A 19,691-nucleotide genomic window follows, 5' to 3' on the forward strand; every position below is an offset into this window, starting at 1 on the left:
TGGTGGCCGCCTTCCACTCGCTGCGGGTCGCAGCGATCGACGAGCTCACCGACGACTCGGTGGCCCTCACCTTCGAGGTCCCTCCGGACCTCGCGCAGGAGTTCGCCTTCGGCGCGGGACAGCACCTCAGCATCCGGGGCGGCGACGACGTGCGCCGGTCCTACTCGATCTGCACGTCGCCCTCATCGGGGGTGCTGCGGATCGGGGTGAAGCGGCTCCCCGGGGGCGCCTTCAGCTCGGGCGTCGTCGGCGCCCTGAAGGTCGGCGACGCGCTCGACGTGATGACGCCCGCGGGGCGGTTCACGACCCGCATCGACCCCGCGTCCCGGCGTACGTGCGTGGCGATCGCTGCGGGCTCGGGCATCACTCCGGTGCTCTCGATCGTGGCCGCGATCCTCGAGGGCGAACCCAGGTCGACGGTCACGCTCGTCTACGCCAACCGCACCCACCAGTCCGTGATGTTCCTCGACGAGGTGCACGACCTCAAGGACCGCTGGCCGGCCCGGCTCCAGATCCTGCACGTCCTCTCCCGGGAGACGCAGGACGTCGACCTGCTCTCCGGCCGGCTCGACGGCGACCGCCTGAGCCGGATCCTCGACGCGCTGCTGCCCGCGGACGACGTGGACGACTGGTTCGTGTGCGGTCCGCAGCAGATGGTCGTCGACCTGCGCGCCACCCTGTCCGCGCTCGGCGTCGACAGCGCGCACGTGCACAGCGAGCTCTTCCACGCCGATCCGGTCCCGCGCGCGCCGGTCGCCGAGCTCGCCGGCGCGGTCGACGGGGCCGCCCGGGTCACCATCCGGCTCGACGGCCGCAGCTCCGACCTGGACCTGCGCCCCGACGACGTACCCGTCCTCGAGGCCGCCCTCCGCGTCCGGGCCGACCTGCCCTTCGCCTGCAAGGGCGGCGTCTGCGGGACCTGCCGCGCCCGGCTGGTCGAGGGCACCGTCGCGATGGACGCAAACTACGCCCTCGAGCCCGAGGAGATCGAGCGCGGCTACGTGCTCACCTGCCAGTCGCACCCGACCTCCGAGAAGGTCGTGCTCGACTTCGACGGCTGACCGCGGTCAGCCTCGAGATGCTCCAGCGAGCCAGGAGCTGAAGGTTGTCACGAACCGCTCGTGACTGGCGACCATCGCCGCCGGGTCGTCGCCCACGCGCAGGATGTGGTCGCCGGGCACGAGCTGGGTCTCGCCCGGGAGCCGGTCGAGGACGTCGCGGTCGAGGTAGGGGTCCGCGTCGCCGATCACGACGTACTGCTCCGCCGGGTAGCCCAGCAACACCTCGGCCATGTCGGGCTCGGTGAGCAGCGGGGTCAGCCACGCCGCCTGGTAGCCACGCTCGGCCGCGAGCGGCGCCGCGAGGGTCCCCAGGGACTTGGCGACAACCAGGACCCGGCCGTCGTAGCCGTCGACTGCTGCCGCCAGCTGGTCGCAGACCCAGGTCACCTCGTCGTCGTCGTTGTCGAAGGCGGGCGCCTCCCACCAGACCTGGCGGACGTCCCAGCCCCGGGCCAGCGCGGTCTGGGCGGCGAAGAAGAGCATCGGCCCGTCGGGCGTGTAGCGCCGGCCGGGGAGCACGACGACCCGGCCGACGGGCGTGCCGTCGGTGTCGTGGTCGACGTACCGGATCAAGACTCGCGGGGGGTGGCGCTGCGCGGCGTCGCCGGTGCAGCCTCGTCGGAGCCGTTGAGCTCCTCCTTGAAGATGCGCAGCGCACGGCCGGAGCCACGGGCCAGCTCGGGCAGCTTCTTCGCGCCGAAGAGCAACGTGACGACAACGAGGAGGATCAACGCCTCGGGTGCACCGACATCCATGCCGCCGATCGTACGTCGGTCCGGCCATGGGTACGTCGACCCGAGAGGCGCGCTTTTCGGTTGTTCACACGTTCGTACGTAGATCGCGTACGAACGTGCGAACAACCCACAAACCCATGCTGTTGTCGAACCGTCTGAGGTGGATGCGAGGCTCGCTTCGCCCGCACCTCCCCAGGCCTGCCCGCAGCCAACGCCGATTAACCTGTCGCCGTGCTTCCGGACGACTACCAGCTCAGGCCGCTGACGATCGAGGACGTGCCGGCGATGGCGGCGGCGTACACGCGCAACAGGGAGCACCTGGCGCGGTGGGACCCGGCTCGGCCGGACCACTTCTACACCGAGGCCGGCCAGGCGGAGCAGGTGGCGATCCAGGTCGCCGAGCGGGAGACCGGGAAGCAGCACCCGTACGTCCTGTGGCACGGACACCAAGCGGTCGGGCGGGTGACGATCAACAACATCGTGCGCGGGGTGCTGCAGAGCGGGACGGTCGGCTACTGGCTCGACCACGGGCACCTCGGCAGGGGCCTGGCGACGGGGATGGTGGAGCACATGGTCGAGGAGGCCGATCAGCGACTCGGGCTGCACCGGCTCGAGGCCGGGACGATGCTGCGCAACGAGCCGTCGCAGGCCGTGCTGCGGCGGGCCGGGTTCACGTTCTTCGGGATGGCCGAGCGCTTCCTCCACATCAACGGCACGTGGGAGGACCACGTCCTCTTCCAGCGCATCCTCAACGACCGACCTGCTGGGAATCTCGCGCCCTGACGTGATGTTGTGGAGCCGTGAACGACGACATCGAGCTCACCGCTCCAGCGGTCGTCTTCCCGGGTCAGTCAGCACCCGAGTCGGCGTACCGCACCGCATTCGACCTGCTCAGCCGCCGCGCCCCGCGCGAGGCGCACGAGGTCATCGACCCCGCGCTGGAGGCCGAGCCCGGCAACACGGGGCTGCGTACGCTGCGCGCGTGGGCCTTCCTGATCGAGGCCCGGTTGGGCCGCGCCGAGACCGAGCTGACGGCCCTCGTCGAGGAGAACCCCACCGACGAGTGGTCGCAGCACGCGCTCGGTCGCTGCCTGGAGCGTCAGTCGCGGTACGCCGAGGCGCTGCCGCACCTGCGGCTGGCCGCCGCGATGAGCGGCGACCCCGAGCACGAGCTGGCGGTTCTCCGCGTGGAGCGGATGCTGCTCATCCCAGACGAGTGACGGTCACCTCGACCGCCATCGACGAGGTCTTCGCGCCGGAGTAGATGCCGCTGAGCGGTTTCACGTCGCCGTAGTCGCGCCCGAGGGCCACGGCGACGTAGCGGTCGCCGGGCTCGGTGTCGTTGGTCGGGTCGAAGGCGTGCCAGCCCTCGTCCCACCACTCGATCCACGCGTGCGACTCGCCGCTGACGGTCTCGCCGATGACCGGGTCCTGCTGCGGGTGGAAGTAGCCGGACACGTAGCGGGCCGGGATGCCGAGCGAGCGCAGCCCGCCGATCACCAGGTGCGCCATGTCCTGGCAGACGCCGGCGCGCTGGCGCCACGCCTCCGCAGCCTGGGTGTGCACGTCGGTGGCGCCCGGTTGGTACTCGACCTCACGGTTGACGAGTGCGCAGATCTCGCGCGCCGCCTCACCGGGCAGCGCCGCGGACTGCCGCAGCCGGGCGATCCGAGCGGCCAGGTCGTCCGGCGGGGCGACCGACGGCGACACGACGAGGTACTCGGTCCAGGTGTCGGCCACCTCGCGGCTCTCGAGGTCGTCCCACCCGATCGATGGTGGAGCACCAGGAGTGCGCGAGGTGTGGACGGTCGACGTCCCCGACACCGACATCGACTCGTGCGGGTCGAGCACCTCGAAGGCGGTGACGGTGGTGCCGAAGTAGTCGCGGTACTCGTAGAGCCACGGCGACGGGTGCACCTCGACCCGGCTGTGCGAGACGATCTGGCCCGGCGTCGTCTGGGGCGTGAGCCGCGCCTGGTTGTAGGACGCGACGGCCTTGCCGTCGTACTCGAAGGTCGTCGTGTGGACGACGCGCAGCGTCATGCTCATGCGCGTGCTCGCTTCGCTCCGTGCGCGCATGAGGCTCCTAGAAATGCGCTGTGTTGGATGATTCGCTCGCTGCGCTCGCTCATGCGAGGACCCCCTGCCAGGTCAGCGGTTCGGCACCGGCGAAGTAGCGCCGGGTCACCGCCTCGGTCGCCAGCGCACACGTGCGCTGCAGCCGTTCCATCTCGTTGGGGAGATCGGCCATCACGTCGCTGAGGGAGCGGTACTCGAGCTCGGCGCGCATCCGGCCGAGCAGCCGCTGCGCCTCGCTCTGGAAGCCGGCTCTCTGACCTCCGGACTCGAGGTTGTCGACGCACTGCTCGGCCCGGTTGAGCGAGAAGACCACCGACCGCGGGAAGAGCCGGTCGAGCAGCAGGAACTCGACGGCGCCGCGCTCGGACTCGATGCCGCGGTAGGTGCGCAGGAAGGCCTCGTAGCCACCGCAGGCGCGCAGCGTGCTCGTCCACGGCGACCCGATGGCGGTGGCGATGGAGGCGGTGGCGACCAGGCGCGACGTCATGTCCGCGCGCTCGATGCAGCGCCCCAGCATCAGGAACTGCCAGCCCTCGTCGCGGGTCATCGTCGCGTCGGCGGTGCCGTTGACCAGCGCAGCGCGCTCGCGCACCCACTGGAAGACGCCCGGTGGACGCATGTTGGCGAACTGGCCCGACGGGATCGCGCGGTACGTCGTGTTGATGACCTCCCACATCGGCACCGACAGCGTCTCGCGAGCCCGGCGAGCGGACTCACGGGCGGCGCCGAGGGCGGCCGTGATCGACACGGGGGAGTCGGGGTCGTAGGCGAGCTCGGACAGCACCCGGCTGATGTCGACCCGGGTCTCCTCGACCTCCTCGACGCCCATGATCGAGAGCAGCGTGCGACAGGTGTCCTCCTCGTCGAGACCGCCCTCCTCCACGAGGAGCTGGGTCTGGACGTCGAGGATGCGCGCGGTGTCCTCGGCGCGCTCGACGTAGCGCCCGATCCAGAACATCGACTCCGCGATCCGGCTCAGCACGGTGCGTCCTCCGATCGGCCCTGCTGCTGTTGCTGCTGTTGCTGCTCGACCTGGTGGTCGGTCTGGTCGCTCAACGCGGGCCCGACGCTCTGCGGGGCCACGGGAGTCGCGTGCTCGACCGGGGCGGGGTGCTCGGGCGGGCGCTGCGGCGCGGGGCCGGACCCGGCGAGCACCCAGGTGTCCTTGGAGCCACCGCCGCGCGACGAGTTGACGATCAGCTCGCCCTCGGCGAGCGCGACCCGGGTCAGGCCGCCCGGGAGCACCCAGACCCGGCTGCCGTCGTTGACCGCGAACGGTCGCAGGTCGACGTGGCGCGGCCCGAACTTCCCGTCCACGAACGTCGGCACCGTCGACAGCTGCACGACCGGCTGGGCGATCCACGCGCGCGGGTCCTCGAGCACCTTGACCCGGAGCTCGTCGAGCTCGGCCTTGGAGGCGCGCGGCCCGATCACGATGCCCTTGCCGCCCGAGCCGTCGACCGGCTTGAGCACCAGCTCGTCGAGCCGGTCGAGGACCTCCTCGCGGGCGTCGGCGTCGCCGATCCGCCAGGTGTCCACGTTGCGCAGGATCGGCTCCTCGTTGAGGTAGTAGCGGATCAGGTCGGGCAGGTAGGTGTAGACGAGCTTGTCGTCGGCGACCCCGTTCCCGACCGCGTTGGCGATCGTCACGTTGCCGGCCCGCGAGGCGTCGATCAGGCCGGGGCAGCCGAGCATCGAGTCGGCGCGGAAGTGCACCGGGTCGAGGAACTCGTCGTCGACGCGGCGGTAGATCACGTGCACCGGCTCGAGGCCCTTGGTGGTGCGCATCATGACGCGGCCGCGGCGGCACTGGAGGTCGCGGCCCTCGACCAGCTCGACGCCCATGGTGCGTGCGAGCAGGGCGTGCTCGAAGTAGGCGCCGTTGTAGACGCCGGGGGTGAGCACGACGACGGTCGGGTCAGCGACACCGGCCGGCGCAGCGGCCCGGAGCGCGGCGAGCAGCCGCTGCGGGTAGCCGGCGACCGAGCGGATCCGGTGCTCGGCGAAGGGCTCGGGCAGCGCGGCCGAGATCGCCCGCCGGTTGGTGATGACGTAGGAGACCCCCGACGGCACCCGGACGTTGTCCTCGAGCACCCGGAACTCGCCCGTGTTGTCGCGGATCAGGTCGATGCCGGACACGTTGACGCGCACGCCGTTCGGCGGCCGGACACCGGCCGCCTGACGGTGGTAGTGCGACGAGGTGGCCACGACCCCGCGCGGGATGACGCCGTCGTCGAAGGCGTTGCCGGCGTCGTACACGTCGGCGAGGAAGGCCTCGAGGGTGCGCACCCGCTGCTGCACGCCGCGCTCGATGCGCGACCAGGTCTCCATCTCGATCATCCGCGGCAGGATGTCGAGCGGGAAGGCGCGTTCCTCACCGCCGATGTCGAAGGTGACGCCCTGGTCGAGATAGCTGGCCTGCAGGGCCTCGACGCGCCCGGCGAGCTCGGGGATGGTCAGGTGGTGGAGGGAGTTGCGCAGGCGTTCGTACGGCGCGCGGAGGCTGTCCGCGTCGAACATCTCGTCGTACGCCGGCCCCCGGGCTGCATAGTCCTCGAACATGGCCGTCATGGCCGGACCTTACCCAGATGCGCGTTACGGGAACGTTGCGCCGAGGGGTGGACAGGACCGCGTGTAGTTTCGCCGTATGAGCGACTTCTGGTTCTGCGTCAAGCACCACCGGGTCGAGCAGGGGCCGGACATGTGTCCCCCCATCGACCGGCTCGGGCCCTTCGACACCCGCGAGGCCGCGGAGGGCGCGCTCGCCAACGCCGAGCGGCGCAACCAGGAGTGGGATGCCCAGGACGACGAATAACCAGGTCTCACCCTGGCCCTTCGTCGGGATGGCGGGGATGGCCTGCGCGTTCTTCCTGTACGCCGCGAGCGTCCTGGTCGCCCCGTGGTGGGCCGTCGCGGTCCTGCTCGTGATCTGGGCGTTCCTGCTGCTGGTCGCCTGCGCCTGGTGGACCCTGCACCCGAGGTGGGTGCCGGGCGTGGCGGTCTTCGCGGTCGTCTTCTGGTTCCTGGCGATCGTCGCCGGCGCCGCCTGGCTCGGCTGGAGCTAGCGCTTCGGGTGCACGGCCAGGACCATGTCGTGGCCGTCGCCGTTGTCGGTGGTGACGTAGAAGGTCGAGCCCGGGCCGTCGACGACGGTGCGGATCCGGCCGTACTTCTCCAGGACCGCGGGGGTGCGCACCGTGACGAGGTGGCCCTTCGCGTCGAGGTGGAGGAAGAGCACGCGCTCCGCCTTGAGGGCGGCGACGGCGAGGCTGCCGTCGTACACCCCGAGCTTCTTGCCGTAGACGAAGCCGCCGCCGGAGGTCGCGAGCGTCGGGTTGCCGGAGTGCCAGACCGCGTTGCGCTGCTTGCCGGGCAGCGACTGGTCGGTCATCGGCACCTCCTCGTTGTAGCCGGGCACCGGGTTGTAGCCGTAGTCACCACCGTTGACGAGCCGGTTGACCTCGTCGTCGCGGTAGGTGCCCTGCTCGATGGAGTAGACGGCGCCGTTCTTGCGCAGGGTCAGGCCCTGGACGTTGCGGTGGCCGTAGGTCTGCACGTAGCGCTTGGCGTGGTTGGCCGACCCGATGAACGGGTTGCGCGGCCACGGCTTGCCGGTCGACGCATCGAGGCGGAGGGTCTTGCCGCCGAGGGACTTCTTGTTCTCCGGGTTGGTGCCGGTCGCTGCGTCGCCGGTGCCGACGTAGAGCGAGCCGTCGTCGAGAGCGAGCAGCCGGCAGCCGCCGTGACGCCCGCTGGTGGTCGGGAACCCGCCGACCAGGCGCCTGCTGCTGGTGATCGCGGTGAGCGCGTCGTTGAGCGTCCACGACATCACCTTGACCTCGTGGCCGCCGCCACCGGTGAAGCCGCCCTGGCAGGTGTAGAAGCGGTGGTTGGTCGCGAAGTCGGGGTCGGTCTCGAGACCCATCAGACCGGTCTCGCCGGACACCCACACCGAGTCGGTCGGGAAGTTGCGGATCACCCGCTTGTGGCCGTGGTCCCAGATGGAGACCGTCGCGCGGTCGCGCTGGGTGAAGATCAGCCGGCCCTTGCCGATCGGCCGCACGTCCCAGGGATGGTCGAGGCTCACCACCTTCGCCTTCACCACCAGCTTGGGGGTGTGCGCCCGCGCGGCGTGGTGGGCGGCGCTGTCGGGGACGGCCGCCTGCGAGGCCGGAGTGGCCACGGCGAGCGTGAGTCCGAGGGCGGCGGTCAGTCCGAGGACGAGGGGGCGCATGGTCGCGACCGTACCCACTGGACGTGAGATCACAACCAGCCGTTGCCCTCGGCGGTGATGACGGCCTCGGCCCGGTTGGTGGCGCCGGTCTTGCCGATCGCCGAGGACAGGTGGTTGCGGACGGTGCCCTCGGAGAGGAAGAGCTTCCCCGCGATCGCGGCGACCGACGAGCCGTCGCGCGCTGCCTGGAGGACGTCGGTCTCCCGGGCGGTCAGCGGCGACTCACCGGCGACGAGCGAGTCGGTCGCGAGGGCGGGATCGACCACGCGGAGGCCCGCGTGCACGCGTCGTACGGCGTCCGCGAGCTGCGCCGCAGGGGTGTCCTTGACGACGAAGCCCGATGCCCCGGCCTGGAGTGCGCGGCGCAGGTAGCCCGGCCGGCCGAAGGTCGTCACGATCAGCACGCGGGTGTCGGGAGCGGCCTCGCGCACCGCAGCGGTCGCGGTGATGCCGTCCATCCCGGGCATCTCGACGTCGAGCAGCGCCACGTCGGGTCGGTGCTCGAGGGTCGCGGCGACCACCTCGTCGCCGGACCCGACCTCGGCGACCACCTCGAGGTCCGGCTCGAGGCTGAGCAGGGCCGAGAGCGCACCACGCACCAGCGCCTGGTCGTCCGCGAGGAGCAGCCGGATCATCCTCGGACTACCTGGAGCGAGAAGCCGGGGGAGAGGTGCCGGACGACCACGGTCGCGCCGACGGCACCGGCGCGTTCGCGCAGACCGGCGAGGCCGTTGCCGGCGCCGGCCGTCTCCGGGCCGCTGCCGTCGTCGACGACCTCGGCGCAGGTCGGGCTGAGCCGCACCTCGCAGGTCCGGGCGCCGGAGTGCCGGATCACGTTGGTGACGCCCTCACGGACGGTCCAGGCGAAGAGCTCGCGCAGCTCGGTCGGGACCTCCTCGACGGAGTTGGGCAGGGTCGCCTCGATCTCGGCCGCAGCCAGCGCCGTGCGGGCCCGGGCCAGCTCGCCGGGCAGGGTCAGCTCGCGATAGCCCTCCACCGCGCGTCGTACGTCGGCCAGGGCGTCGCGGCTGAGCCGTTCGAGGTCGGCGATCTCGGAGCGCGCCCGCTCGGGGTCGATGTCGAAGAGCCGCTGGGCGAGCTCCGCCTTCACGGTGATGACGGTCAGGGAGTGGCCGAGGATGTCGTGCAGGTCGCGGGCGAAGCGGGTGCGCTCGTTCTCGACGGCGAGGTTGGCGTTCTCCTGCTGGGCGCTCAGCAGCTCGATGTTGCGGCTCATCACCATCCGGAGGCCGAAGACGGCGAACGACGCGGCGATCACCCCGAACACCAGACCGGTCGAGCTGCCCCAGTCGTTCACCGCGAAGAGCACGATGTCGACGACCACGAGGGCGAGCACGGCCGGCGCGGCCACGCGGAACGGGAAGACCATCACGCAGGCGACGCCGATGTACGGCGTGCTCGCCAGGCCGTAGCCGCCGAGCAGGATCGTCATGAGGGCACCGAGGACGACCAGCGAGCCGACGTACAGCACGGCGTCGCGCGACGCGGGCTGCGTCATCAGCCGCTGCCGGTCGGCACGGCTGCGCAGCCACAACCCCATGTAGACGGCGGCGAAGGCGATCGTGCAGACGATGCCGAGGACGCCGCTCAGCTGGTCGCGGGTGCGCCAGCCCTCGCCGAGCGGTTCGAGCAGGAAGAAGAGCCAGATCGCGGAGAAGAGCGGCGCGATCCGGGCCATCCGCACCGGCGCCCCCGCCGGGGGCGCGTCGCAGTCGTCCTGGCTCATGGCGCTGAGGGTAGTCACACGCGGGCCGTGTCCTTGCCCATCCGCCAGGCCGCGCCCCCGACGAAGATCGCGAGCCACAGGGCGGCGTTGACGGCGGCGTACCAGGGCAGCTCGTGGGTCAGGGGGGCTCGCGCGACCTCGGCGACGCCGTACATCGGGGTGAAGACCGCGACGTGCCACACCGCGCTGCCCTCGGTCAGCGGCCAGAAGACACCACCGAGGAAGGACAGGAGGGCCAGGCCGGGACCGAGGATCTGCATGGCGTTCTCGCCCGGGACGACGTAGCCGACGAAGACGCCGAGCGCGGCGAAGGTCAGGGTGCAGAAGAGCGTGACGACCCCGGAGATGATCCAGACGTCGGTGGGCATCTCGGCGCGTCCCTGGAAGAGGCCGCACGCGTTGACGACCGCGATCGCGAACGCGCCCATGGTCAGGGCGACGATCGCCTTGACCAGGATGTAGGCGACCGGGTTGAGCGGGGTCAGCCGGAGCTGGCGCGACCAGCCGAGAGCACGCTCCAGCGCGACCATCGAGCCGCACGAGGCGGCGGTCAGCGCGGCGCCGTACAGGGCCATCGAGATGAGGATGTACGCCGCCTCGTTGCCCGACCCGACCGGGGCGTCCCAGGTCTTGTCGCTGCCGGTGATCGCGAAGTAGAGCGCGGCCGGGAGCACCAGGGTGAAGATCACCGTGCGACGGTTGCGCAGCATCCGGGCGAGCTCGATGCGGAGCACCGTGAGGTTGAAGCCGCCGAGCGGCGGGACCTTGCGGACCGTGGGGTCGATGGTGCTCGTCGTCATGATGCGTCTCCGGTCAGGCTGATGAAGGCGTCCTCGAGTCCCTTGGCGTTGATCTCGAGGTCGCGGGCGTCGGTGGTGGTCAGCAGGTGCCGCGCGACGGCGTCGCTGTCGCTGGCGTGGAGGATCACGGAGTCGCCGCGGACCTCGACGCCGTCGACGCCGGCGATCCGGGCGTAGGCGTCCGGGTCCGGGTCGGCGGTCGTGAAGCGGACGGTCCGCCCGGACGCCAGCGCCTTGATCTCGGCGCCGGTGCCGTCGGCGACGATCCGGCCGTGGCTGATCAGCACGATCCGGTCGGCGTACTGGTCCGCCTCCTCGAGGTAGTGCGTCGCGAAGAGGACGGTGCGGCCCTGCTCGGCGTCGCGCCGGATGGCGGACCAGAAGGCGCGGCGGCCCTCGACGTCCATGCCGGTGGTCGGCTCGTCGAGGAGCAGGAGAGCGGGGTCGGAGAGCAGCGCCATCGCGAAGCGGAGCCGCTGCTGCTCGCCGCCGGAGCACTTCTGCACCCGGCGGTCGGCGATCTCGGTGATGCCGGCGTCGGCGATCACCTCGTCGACCGGGCGGGTGTCGGCGAAGAGGCTGGCGGTGTACTGTACCGTCTCGCGGACCGACAGGTCCTTGAGCAGCCCGCCGGTCTGCATCACCGCGGAGACGAGCCCGCGGGCGATCGCCTGGCGCGGCTCGAGGCCGAGGACCGACGCCGTCCCGGTCGTGGGCTTCGAGAGCCCGAGGATCATGTCGATGGTCGTGGTCTTGCCGGCGCCGTTGGGGCCGAGGAACGCGACGATCTCGCCCCGCTGGAGGGTCAGGTCGATCCCGCGCACGGCGTGCACGCTCTGCCCTCCACTGGCGAAGTCCTTCGTCACGCCGGAGAGCTCGACGGCTGCGGCCCGGGTGAGGGTGCTGGTGGTCATGGCCCCAGCCTGCCGCCGGAGGGCGGCCCCGCCCTCACACGAGCGTCACGGACTCCCCGTGACAGGTGTCATGGCCACGGTGGTTGAGGAGGTCGCGCAGCGACCGTCTCGAAACCCCCGCAGCTGACGTACGCGCGTCGGCTGCGGGGGTTTCGAGACAGGACTTCGTCCTTCCTCAACCACCGAGCTCGCTCAGAACGTGTGCTCGGGCCCCGGGAAGGTGCCGGCCTTGACGTCGGCGGCGTAGTCCTGCGCGGCCTTGAGGAGGACGCCGTGCACGTCGGCGTACTGCTTGACGAAGCGCGCCATCTTGCCGGTGCGGAAGCCGAAGGCGTCGCCCCAGACGAGGACCTGCCCGTCGCAGCCGGCGCCGGCGCCGATGCCGATGGTCGGGATCGAGACCGACGCGGTGACCTCGGTGGCGACCTCGCCGGGCACCATCTCCATGACGACCGCAAAGGCGCCGGCCTCCTCCATCGCCTGGGCCTCCTCGACGACCTGCTTGGCGGCGTCGCCGCGGCCCTGCACGCGGTAGCCGCCGAGGTTGTGCTCCGACTGCGGGGTGAAGCCGATGTGGGCCATCACCGGGATGCCGCCCTCGGTGAGCTTGCGGACCTGGGGCGCCATCTCGACGCCGCCCTCCAGCTTCACGGCGTGGGCGTTGGCCTCCTTCATGAACCGCACCGCGGTCAGGTAGGCCTGCTCGGGCGAGGCCTGGTAGGAGCCGAACGGCAGGTCGGCGACCACGAGCGCGCGGTGCGCCGACCGGGTGACGGCGCGGACCAGCGGGATCAGCTCGTCGACGGTCACGGGCAGCGAGGTCTCGTTGGCGAAGACGTTGTTGGAGGCGCTGTCCCCGACCAGGAGCACCTCGATGCCGGCCTCGTCGAAGGTCTGCGCGGCGTACTGCTCATAGGCGGTGAGCATCGCGAACTTCTCACCGCGCTGCTTCATCTCGCGCAGGTGGTGGGTGCGGATCCGCTTGATCTGCGTCGCGCCCTGCTTCGCCGGACCGGTGCCGTACGGCGCGGTCTCCTCAGTCATGTTCTCTCCCTGCAACGTCATCTCGCAGCTCCCTGATGGAGTCCACGGACCGTTGTTCAGGCTAGCCCCGCAGCGCCGTGTCGGACCCTGTGTGCCTGGTCACGCAGTCGCTGCGTCGGCCGCTGCCTCGAGGTCGGCGACCACGATCTTCTGCATCTGCATCATCGCCCCCATGGCCGCCTGCGCCCGGGCCTCGTCGGGGTCCGACAGCAGCTCGTAGAGCCGGACCGGCACGATCTGCCAGGACAGGCCGAACCGGTCCTTGAGCCACGCGCACTCGTCCGGCTGCCCGCCGGCGACGAGCGTGTCCCAGTAGTAGTCGACCTCGGACTGGTCGGCACAGCTCACGCTGAGCGAGATGGTCTCGGTGAAGCCGGCGTGCACCGGCCCGCCGTTGATCCCGCGGAACGGCTGGCCGTCGAGGGTCCACTCGGCCGCGAGCACGCGGCCGTCGGGGTAGTGGGAGACCCCGCGGATCTCGGAGTTCGGGAAGACGTTCGTGTAGAACTCGACCGCCTCCATCAGGTCGTCGTCGAACCACAGGCAGGTGCTGATCTGGGGCATCTCGTCCTCCTTCGCGCGGGTGTCATCCGGTCAGACCGCGCGGCTGTCCAGGACTCATCGGACGGCCTACAGTCGAGCATGACCTTCGACGTGGTCGCCGACGCGTACGCCCGCTTCATGGGCCGCTACTCCGAGCCGCTCGCGGACCAGCTCGTCGAGCTCGCCGGCGTACGCGCGGGGATGCGGGCGATCGATGTCGGATGCGGTCCCGGGGTGCTGACCGCGCGGCTCGTCGAGCGTCTGGGCGCCGACCACGTGGCCGCGCTGGATCCCTCGGCGCCGTTCGTCGCGGCGGCCCGTGAGCGCTGCCCGGGCGCGGACATCCGGCAGGGGACCGCCGAGGCGCTGCCGTACGACGACGACGCGTTCGACGTCGCGCTCGCCAACCTGGTCGTGCACTTCATGTCCGACCCGGCCGGCGGCCTGCGCGAGATGGGCCGGGTCGGTGGTGCGGTGGCGGCGACCGTCTGGAACCACACGTCCGGGACCGGGCCGCTGTCGACCTTCTGGCGGGCGGTGAAGGACCTCGACCCCGACGCCGCCGACGAGTCGGTGCTCCCGGGCACGGGCGAGGGCGACCTCGGCGGGATCGCCCGTGCCGCCGGGCTGCGTGACGTCAGCGAGGGCACGCTCACGGTGACCGTGCCGTACTCCTCGTTCGACGAGTGGTGGGAGCCCTACACGCTCGGGGTCGGTCCGGCCGGCGACTACGTGGCCGGTCTCGACGAGGCGGGTCGCGAGACGCTGCGCCGCCACTGCGCGGAGCTGCTTCCCGACGGGCCGTTCGAGGTCGAGGCGACGGCGTGGACGGTCGTCGCGCGTCGTTGAGCGCCCGCGCGTGGAACACTTGAGGCGTGGACTTCTACTCCGCCTACGCCCAGGGCTTCGCCCGGGTGGCCGCGTGCACGCTGCCGGTCGCGATCGCCGACCCGGCAGCCAACGCGCGGGCGGTGCTCGAGCAGGCGCGGGCCTGCCATGACGACGGTGTCGCGGTCGCGGTCTTCCCCGAGCTGACGATGACCGGCTACTCGGTCGACGACCTCTTCCTCCAGGACACGCTCCTCGAGGCCGTCGAGGTCGCGATCGCCGACCTGGTGGCCGGCACGGCGGACCTGCTCCCGGTCCTGGTCGTCGGCGCCCCGCTGGTCCACGGCACCCGCGTCCTCAACTGCGCGCTGGTGATCCACCGCGGCCGGATCCTCGGTGTCGCCCCGAAGTCCTACCTGCCGACCTACCGCGAGTTCTACGAGCGCCGGTGGTTCGCGCCCGGCGACGACCACCGCGACGAGACGATCCGGGTGGCCGGCGTCGACGTACCTCTCGGGCCCGACCTGGTCTTCGAGGCGACCGACGTGCGCGGGCTGCGGCTGCACGCCGAGGTCTGCGAGGACATGTGGGTGCCGGTCCCGCCGAGTGCCGAGGCCGCCCTCGCGGGTGCGACGGTGCTGGCGAACCTCTCCGGCAGCCCGATCACGGTCGCCCGCGCCGAGGACCGGCGGCTGCTGGTCCGCAGCGCGAGCGCGCGCTGCTCCGCGGCGTACGTCTTCGCGGCGGCCGGCCAGGGCGAGTCCACGACCGACCTGTCGTGGGACGGCCAGACGATGGTCTACGAGTGCGGCGACCTGCTGGGGGAGTCGGAGCGGTTCCCCGACGGCCCGCGACGCACCGTCGTCGACGTCGACCTCGACCGGCTCCGTCAGGAGCGGCTGCGCCAGGGCACGTTCGACGACAACCGGCGCACGCACGACGCGCGGGTCCGTGCCTTCCGGACCGTCCGCTTCGAGCTGCAGCCGCCGACCGGGGACATCGGCCTGCGGCGCAAGGTCGACCGCTTCCCGTTCGTGCCCGACGAGGCCGAGCGGCTCGCGCTCGACTGCTACGAGGCCTACAACATCCAGGTCTCGGGACTCGAGCAGCGACTCCACGCGATGACCACCGACACCTGGCAGCCCAAGGTCGTGATCGGGGTCAGCGGCGGCCTCGACTCCACCCACGCGCTGATCGTCGCGGCCAAGGCGATGGACCGGCTGGGCCGTCCCCGCGAGGACATCCACGCCTTCACGCTCCCGGGCTTCGCGACCGGTGACGTCACCAAGGGCTACGCCACCCGGCTGGCCAAGGCGCTCGGTGTGACCTTCGAGGAGATCGACATCACCGGCGCCGCGCGCACGCTGCTCGCCGACCTCGACCACCCGTACGCCGACGGCAAGCCGGTCTACGACGTCACCTTCGAGAACGTCCAGGCCGGTCTGCGCACCGACTACCTCTTCCGGCTCGCCAACCACCGCGGCGGCATCGTGCTCGGCACCGGCGACCTCTCCGAGCTGGCGCTCGGCTGGTGCACGTACGGCGTCGGCGACCAGATGTCGCACTACAACGTCAACGCCGGAGTGCCGAAGACCCTGATCCAGCACCTGATCCGCTGGGTCGCCACCACCGGCCAGGTCGACGAGGACGCCAACGAGCTGCTGCTGGAGATCGTCGAGCAGGAGATCACGCCCGAGCTGATCCCCGGGAGCGTGCAGTCCACCGAGGCGTCGGTCGGCCCCTACTCGCTGCAGGACTTCACGCTCTTCCACGTGCTGCGCCGCGGCGCCCGGCCGAGCCGGATCGCCTTCCTCGCCTGGCACGCCTGGAAGGACGCGTCGGCCGGGGAGTGGCCGCCCAACTTCCCGGAGCAGCGGCGTACGTCGTACGACCTGGCGGTCGTCCGGCAGTGGCTGGTGGTCTTCACGACCCGCTTCTTCGCCAGCCAGTTCAAGCGCTCCGCGCTGCCCAACGGCCCCAAGGTCAGCGCCGGCGGCACCATGTCGCCCCGCGGCGACTGGCGGATGCCCTCCGACGCCGCGCCCACCGCGTGGCTCGCCGAGATCGAGGCCCACGTCCCGCTCGGCTGACGGCTTTGCCGGGCCTTAGGGAAGCGATGGAGCGCGCTTAGCGCGCCCGCTGCGAACGTCGACACCGTCCGAACGAGAGACGGAGGAAGACGTGATGAGGAAGGCACTCCTCGCAGTGGCTGCGGTCGTCGTGGTGCTCGTGGTCGCCGGTGGCGCCTGGTGGGTGCTCGGCGACGACGACGAGACGGAGGTCCGTGGGACCTGCGGCACCGCGACCTACGAGATGTCCGCCGAGAACGACGACGCGGGGCTCGAGGTGACCTTCGAGCTGCAGTCGGCCGGTGCCGGCGAACGCTGGCAGGTCGTCGTCGAGCAGGACGGCACGCCCGTCCTCGAGGGCGAGCGCCTGACCGACGAGGACGCCGAGCTCGATGTCGACGTGACCGTCGACGAGAGCGACGGCACGTCGTTCACCGTCACCGCCACCCCCGAGAACGGCGAGGCCTGCACGGCCTCGCTGACCAGCTGACAACCCAGGAGAACACCATGCTGAAGCGCACGATCGCCCTGACCACCGCCGGCACGATGCTTGCCGGGACCGCCGCTGCCCTCGTCGCCGCACCGGCGCACGCGGACGGCCCCGAGAAGAACGCCTACGGCTCCGTGGGCTCGGCCCGCTACGAGATCTCGGTCGAGAAGGAGCGCCGCTTCGAGATCAACGCCGACCTGGACGGCGTACCTGCCGGCTCGTCCTGGAAGGTCGTGGTCCGCCACGACGGCAAGCGGGTGGGGAGCCAGACCGCCGACGCCGTGCGCGACGACGGCCGCTACGAGGTCGACTTCCACGACTTCCACAGCGCCGACACCGCGGGCAAGGACACCTTCAAGGTCACCATCAAGCGCACCGACGGCGCGGGCAAGGTGACCCGCACGCTGACCTTCCGCAGCTGACGGTCAGGCCGACGGGCCGAGGTGCACGACCACACGGCCGCCGCCCAGCGCGGAGGCCTCCAGCGACAGACCGCCACCGGACTCGGTGGCGGTCTTGTCGACGATGGAGAGGCCCAGGCCCGTCGAGCCGGCGCCGGACGCGCCCCGGTCGGTCACGGCGAGGCCGGCGGGGAAGCCCGGGCCCCCGTCGTCGACGGTGAGCACCAGCCCGCCGCCGGCGCGGTCCGCCAGGGTCACCAGCACCGGTGCGTCGTCGGGGGTGTGGGTGAAGACGTTGTCGAGCAGCACGTCGACGAGGGCCTGCAGGTCCTCCTCCGACGCCCGGGTCGGCACCGGACCGGTGGTGGTCGACACGACCTCGAACGGACGGCCCTGGTCCTCGGCCAGGGGTGCCCAGAACCGGGCCCTGGTGGCGACCACGGCGGCGGCGTCGGCCTCCGGCGCCACCCCCTCGCGCTCGGACCGGCGGGCCTCGCGGACCACGTGGTCGACCGTCGCCTGCAGCTCGTCGAGGTCGCCGGACAGCCGGGCGCGGTCGTCGGGGTCGCTCAGGGTCTCGATCCTCAGCCGCAGCGCCGTCATGGGGGTGCGCAGCCGGTGCGAGACGTCGGCGATCCCGGCGCGCTCCCGGGCGAGCAGGGCCTCGATCCGCTGGACCAGGCGGTTCATCGCGATCGTCAGCTCGCGCACCTCCGGCGGACCCGACGGGGCGACCGGCTCGGGACGACGGCTGTCACCGAGCGTCGCGGCGTACGACGCGAGCCTGCGGATGGGCTGGACGAAGGACCGCCCGAGGCGGTCCGCCAGCAGCAACGCCCCGCCGAGCAGGGCGATCCCGAGGACGAGGAGGACCAGCCAGCTCCGCACGATGTCCGACTCGAGCCCGGGCGGACGGACCTCGACCCGGATCACGGGGGTGTCCGCCGGCGCTGCGCTGCTGCCGCCCAGCGACACGGGGACCAGGATCTCGGCGCCGCCGCCCTCGTCGCGCACGCTCGCCTGCCCGGTCAGCCGGGCCTGGACGACGTCCGCGTCCTCGCCGGGGGAGGGCCCGACCGCCTCGCCGTCCGGGTGCAGCTCGGAGGGCGGGTAGAGCACGGTCGTGGTGACGTCGTCGCCGCGGTTGATCCGGTCGAGGTACGTCGAGACCGCGCCGCGGTCCTGGCCGGAGACGACGGTCTCGGTCGCCTGCACCTCGAGCGCGGCCCGCGAGAGCCGGTCCTCGAGCGCATAGCTGCGCAGCAGCACCGCCATCGGCACCAGCATCGCGAGCAGCACCATCGTGACCGCGGCCGCGACGGTGAGGATCAGGCTCCGGCGCATCGGCTCAGTCCGCCGGGGGAGCGGAGAGCCTGACCCCGACGCCGCGGACGGTGTGCAGGTAGCGCGGCTCCGCAGCCGACTCCCCGAGCTTGCGGCGCAGCCAGGACAGGTGGACGTCGACGGTCTTGTCGGAGCCGCCCCAGGCCTGGTGCCACACGTCGGTCAGCAGCTCGCGCTTGGTGACGACGTCGTCCTGCCGCTCGGCGAGGTGCCGCAGCAGGTCGAACTCCCGCGGGCTCAGGTCGAGCGGGACGCCGTCGAGCGCCACCTGGCGCGATCCCGGCGAGATCTCCAGGCCGCCGACGACGAGGCTGCGTCGCTCGTCGCGGCCACCGGCCGTACGCCGCATCACCGCGCGGATCCGTGCCTCCAGCTGGTCGGTCGTGAACGGCTTGACCACGTAGTCGTCGGCGCCGGCGTCGAGGCAGCCGATCAGGGACGGGTCGTCGTCGCGGGCGCTGGCGACGATGACGGGGACGTCGCTCACGGCGCGCAGCATGGAGAGCACCTGGGTCCCATCGATGTCGGGGAGACCGAGGTCGAGGATCACCAGGTCGGGGCGGGACTCGACGGCCATCGAGAGGCCCTGCATGCCGGTCGACGCCGACGAGACGGCATGGCCCCGCTCGTCGAGGGCGCGCATGACGAGCGGGCGGATGCGCGCGTCATCCTCGATGATCAGGACCTGGGCCACCTCGCGAACCTAGCCGGTGGGTGCACGCCCCGACGTACCTCTTAGCCGGGCCTTAACCGTCCCCTAGCCGGCGCACGAGGTCCGGGCCGTCAGGATGACGACCATGGACCGTCGGTGGATCGGCTTCGCGGCCGCCTGGCTGGTGGCCGCTGCCGTGGCGGTGACCGTCGGGGTCGTCGCCGTCTCCTCGGTCGGCGCCAGCATCCGCGGCCGCGGTCCGCTCGGCAACGAGGTGCTGCGCAGCGCCGAGCAGGTGGAGGGGAGCAGTCGTCCCGAGCCCGGCGCGACCCGGGTCCGCCGCGACATCTCGGACGAGTTCGGCACCTTCACCGTGGAGTGCCGCGGGGTGGTCGCCTACGGCCTCGGCACGGACACGCGACCGGGCTGGCGCACCGTCAGCTACGAGCCCGGTCCCGACGACGACGTGGACGCGGTGTTCGCGAAGCGGAGCCGCTCGATCGAGCTGGAGGTCTACTGCAACCGCGGCCGGCCCACGATCGGCGACCGCGAGTACAAGACCCTGCCCGACGAGGACTGAGCAGGACGCGTGTCGACCGATGTTCGGCGTCCTCCGGGCGCTTGGTTGTCTTGACCCGCCCGGCGGTGAGCCAGCAACCATTTCGGGAGGCCGAACGGCGAGAAACGGTTGCTGGCTCACCGCTGGCCGGCCAAACACCGGCCCCAGGTCGGCAGGGTTTCGACACCGGAC

24 protein-coding genes are annotated in these 19,691 nt (G+C 71.7%); 10 read left to right on the forward strand and 14 right to left on the reverse strand.

Annotated features, from left to right (window positions below; genetic code table 11):
- Window positions 1-2 precede the first annotated feature (2 nt).
- On the forward strand, window positions 3-1,061 hold the full coding sequence (gene paaE / locus ABLE68_RS16525) for a 1,2-phenylacetyl-CoA epoxidase subunit PaaE (protein WP_348872806.1): 1,059 nt from the start codon (window positions 3-5) through the stop codon (window positions 1,059-1,061).
- A gap of 6 nt (window positions 1,062-1,067) precedes the next feature.
- On the opposite strand, the gene ABLE68_RS16530 is transcribed toward paaE, so the two are convergent.
- Both ABLE68_RS16530 and tatA read right to left on the reverse strand, forming a co-directional pair.
- Window positions 1,068-1,634, reverse strand: coding sequence for a hypothetical protein (locus tag ABLE68_RS16530; RefSeq protein WP_348872808.1), 567 nt, complete (start codon window positions 1,632-1,634; stop codon window positions 1,068-1,070).
- A complete protein-coding gene (gene tatA / locus ABLE68_RS16535) occupies window positions 1,631-1,816 on the reverse strand; it encodes a twin-arginine translocase TatA/TatE family subunit (protein ID WP_348872810.1) in 186 nt (61 codons plus the stop codon). Before tatA ends, ABLE68_RS16530 begins: the two co-directional genes overlap by 4 nt.
- Before the next feature lie 210 nt (window positions 1,817-2,026).
- On the opposite strand from tatA, the gene ABLE68_RS16540 reads away from it, so the two are divergent.
- Both ABLE68_RS16540 and ABLE68_RS16545 read left to right on the forward strand, forming a co-directional pair.
- Entirely contained in the window at window positions 2,027-2,578 is a 552-nt protein-coding gene (locus tag ABLE68_RS16540) for a GNAT family N-acetyltransferase (protein ID WP_348872811.1), read from the forward strand.
- A gap of 17 nt (window positions 2,579-2,595) precedes the next feature.
- Window positions 2,596-3,015, forward strand: a complete 420-nt coding sequence (locus tag ABLE68_RS16545) for a tetratricopeptide repeat protein (RefSeq protein WP_348872813.1) — start codon at window positions 2,596-2,598, stop codon at window positions 3,013-3,015.
- Here ABLE68_RS16545 and ABLE68_RS16550 read toward each other — a convergent pair.
- The 3 genes from ABLE68_RS16550 to ABLE68_RS16560 form a co-directional block, all read right to left on the reverse strand.
- Complete coding sequence (locus ABLE68_RS16550) at window positions 2,999-3,844, reverse strand: transglutaminase family protein (protein WP_348872814.1); 846 nt, start codon at window positions 3,842-3,844, stop codon at window positions 2,999-3,001. The two genes, ABLE68_RS16545 and ABLE68_RS16550, sit on opposite strands and share 17 nt — an antisense overlap.
- A 79-nt stretch (window positions 3,845-3,923) precedes the next feature.
- Complete coding sequence (locus ABLE68_RS16555; RefSeq protein ID WP_348872815.1) at window positions 3,924-4,856, reverse strand: alpha-E domain-containing protein; 933 nt, start codon at window positions 4,854-4,856, stop codon at window positions 3,924-3,926.
- Complete coding sequence (locus ABLE68_RS16560) at window positions 4,850-6,445, reverse strand: circularly permuted type 2 ATP-grasp protein (RefSeq protein WP_348872817.1); 1,596 nt, start codon at window positions 6,443-6,445, stop codon at window positions 4,850-4,852. Before ABLE68_RS16560 ends, ABLE68_RS16555 begins: the two co-directional genes overlap by 7 nt.
- Window positions 6,446-6,521: 76 nt before the next feature.
- Here ABLE68_RS16560 and ABLE68_RS16565 point away from each other — a divergent pair, with 76 nt between their 5' ends.
- Complete coding sequence (locus tag ABLE68_RS16565; RefSeq protein ID WP_348872819.1) at window positions 6,522-6,689, forward strand: hypothetical protein; 168 nt, start codon at window positions 6,522-6,524, stop codon at window positions 6,687-6,689.
- Window positions 6,670-6,939 carry a hypothetical protein gene (locus tag ABLE68_RS16570; RefSeq protein ID WP_348872821.1) on the forward strand — a complete coding sequence of 90 codons (270 nt, stop codon included), beginning with the start codon at window positions 6,670-6,672 and terminating at the stop codon, window positions 6,937-6,939. Before ABLE68_RS16565 ends, ABLE68_RS16570 begins: the two co-directional genes overlap by 20 nt.
- On the opposite strand, the gene ABLE68_RS16575 is transcribed toward ABLE68_RS16570, so the two are convergent.
- The 7 genes from ABLE68_RS16575 to ABLE68_RS16605 all read right to left on the reverse strand — a co-directional run bounded on the left by ABLE68_RS16575 (window position 6,936) and on the right by ABLE68_RS16605 (window position 13,177).
- Window positions 6,936-8,108 carry a PQQ-dependent sugar dehydrogenase gene (locus ABLE68_RS16575; RefSeq protein WP_348872823.1) on the reverse strand — a complete coding sequence of 391 codons (1,173 nt, stop codon included), beginning with the start codon at window positions 8,106-8,108 and terminating at the stop codon, window positions 6,936-6,938. The genes ABLE68_RS16570 and ABLE68_RS16575 overlap by 4 nt on opposite strands.
- A gap of 29 nt (window positions 8,109-8,137) precedes the next feature.
- The gene (locus ABLE68_RS16580; RefSeq protein WP_348872825.1) at window positions 8,138-8,743 is read right to left on the reverse strand and encodes a response regulator; all 606 of its coding nucleotides are present in this window, start codon (window positions 8,741-8,743) and stop codon (window positions 8,138-8,140) included.
- The gene (locus ABLE68_RS16585) at window positions 8,740-9,855 is read right to left on the reverse strand and encodes a sensor histidine kinase (protein WP_348872827.1); all 1,116 of its coding nucleotides are present in this window, start codon (window positions 9,853-9,855) and stop codon (window positions 8,740-8,742) included. The genes ABLE68_RS16580 and ABLE68_RS16585 overlap by 4 nt, the downstream gene beginning before the upstream one ends.
- 14 nt (window positions 9,856-9,869) lie before the next feature.
- Window positions 9,870-10,655 (reverse strand): ABC transporter permease, encoded by a 786-nt coding sequence (locus tag ABLE68_RS16590; RefSeq protein ID WP_348872829.1) that lies wholly within the window; start codon window positions 10,653-10,655, stop codon window positions 9,870-9,872.
- Window positions 10,652-11,569 carry an ABC transporter ATP-binding protein gene (locus ABLE68_RS16595; RefSeq protein WP_348872831.1) on the reverse strand — a complete coding sequence of 306 codons (918 nt, stop codon included), beginning with the start codon at window positions 11,567-11,569 and terminating at the stop codon, window positions 10,652-10,654. Before ABLE68_RS16595 ends, ABLE68_RS16590 begins: the two co-directional genes overlap by 4 nt.
- A gap of 192 nt (window positions 11,570-11,761) precedes the next feature.
- Window positions 11,762-12,613, reverse strand: a complete 852-nt coding sequence (gene panB, locus ABLE68_RS16600) for a 3-methyl-2-oxobutanoate hydroxymethyltransferase (protein ID WP_348872833.1) — start codon at window positions 12,611-12,613, stop codon at window positions 11,762-11,764.
- A 99-nt stretch (window positions 12,614-12,712) separates the two neighbouring features.
- On the reverse strand, window positions 12,713-13,177 hold the full coding sequence (locus tag ABLE68_RS16605; protein ID WP_348872835.1) for a VOC family protein: 465 nt from the start codon (window positions 13,175-13,177) through the stop codon (window positions 12,713-12,715).
- A gap of 78 nt (window positions 13,178-13,255) precedes the next feature.
- On the opposite strand from ABLE68_RS16605, the gene ABLE68_RS16610 reads away from it, so the two are divergent.
- From ABLE68_RS16610 to ABLE68_RS16625, 4 genes are all read left to right on the forward strand, one after another.
- A complete protein-coding gene (locus tag ABLE68_RS16610) occupies window positions 13,256-14,005 on the forward strand; it encodes a class I SAM-dependent methyltransferase (protein ID WP_348872839.1) in 750 nt (249 codons plus the stop codon).
- 26 nt (window positions 14,006-14,031) lie between these two features.
- Entirely contained in the window at window positions 14,032-16,074 is a 2,043-nt protein-coding gene (locus ABLE68_RS16615) for an NAD(+) synthase (protein ID WP_348872841.1), read from the forward strand.
- A 94-nt stretch (window positions 16,075-16,168) separates the two neighbouring features.
- Window positions 16,169-16,543: a hypothetical protein gene (locus ABLE68_RS16620; RefSeq protein WP_348872843.1), complete on the forward strand. Its 375-nt coding sequence runs from the start codon at window positions 16,169-16,171 to the stop codon at window positions 16,541-16,543.
- Between the two features lie 17 nt (window positions 16,544-16,560).
- Entirely contained in the window at window positions 16,561-16,965 is a 405-nt protein-coding gene (locus ABLE68_RS16625; RefSeq protein ID WP_348872845.1) for a hypothetical protein, read from the forward strand.
- A 3-nt stretch (window positions 16,966-16,968) separates the two neighbouring features.
- On the opposite strand, the gene ABLE68_RS16630 is transcribed toward ABLE68_RS16625, so the two are convergent.
- Together ABLE68_RS16630 and ABLE68_RS16635 are read right to left on the reverse strand one after the other, a co-directional pair.
- The gene (locus tag ABLE68_RS16630) at window positions 16,969-18,288 is read right to left on the reverse strand and encodes a sensor histidine kinase (protein WP_348872847.1); all 1,320 of its coding nucleotides are present in this window, start codon (window positions 18,286-18,288) and stop codon (window positions 16,969-16,971) included.
- Between the two features lie 4 nt (window positions 18,289-18,292).
- A complete protein-coding gene (locus tag ABLE68_RS16635) occupies window positions 18,293-18,982 on the reverse strand; it encodes a response regulator transcription factor (RefSeq protein ID WP_348872849.1) in 690 nt (229 codons plus the stop codon).
- A gap of 103 nt (window positions 18,983-19,085) precedes the next feature.
- Between ABLE68_RS16635 and ABLE68_RS16640 the strand changes: the two genes are divergently transcribed.
- Window positions 19,086-19,520: a hypothetical protein gene (locus ABLE68_RS16640; protein ID WP_348872851.1), complete on the forward strand. Its 435-nt coding sequence runs from the start codon at window positions 19,086-19,088 to the stop codon at window positions 19,518-19,520.
- The last annotated feature ends 171 nt before the right edge of the window (window positions 19,521-19,691 follow it).

Source organism: Nocardioides pollutisoli (assembly GCF_040045055.1).
Taxonomy (GTDB): domain Bacteria; phylum Actinomycetota; class Actinomycetes; order Propionibacteriales; family Nocardioidaceae; genus Nocardioides; species Nocardioides tweenelious.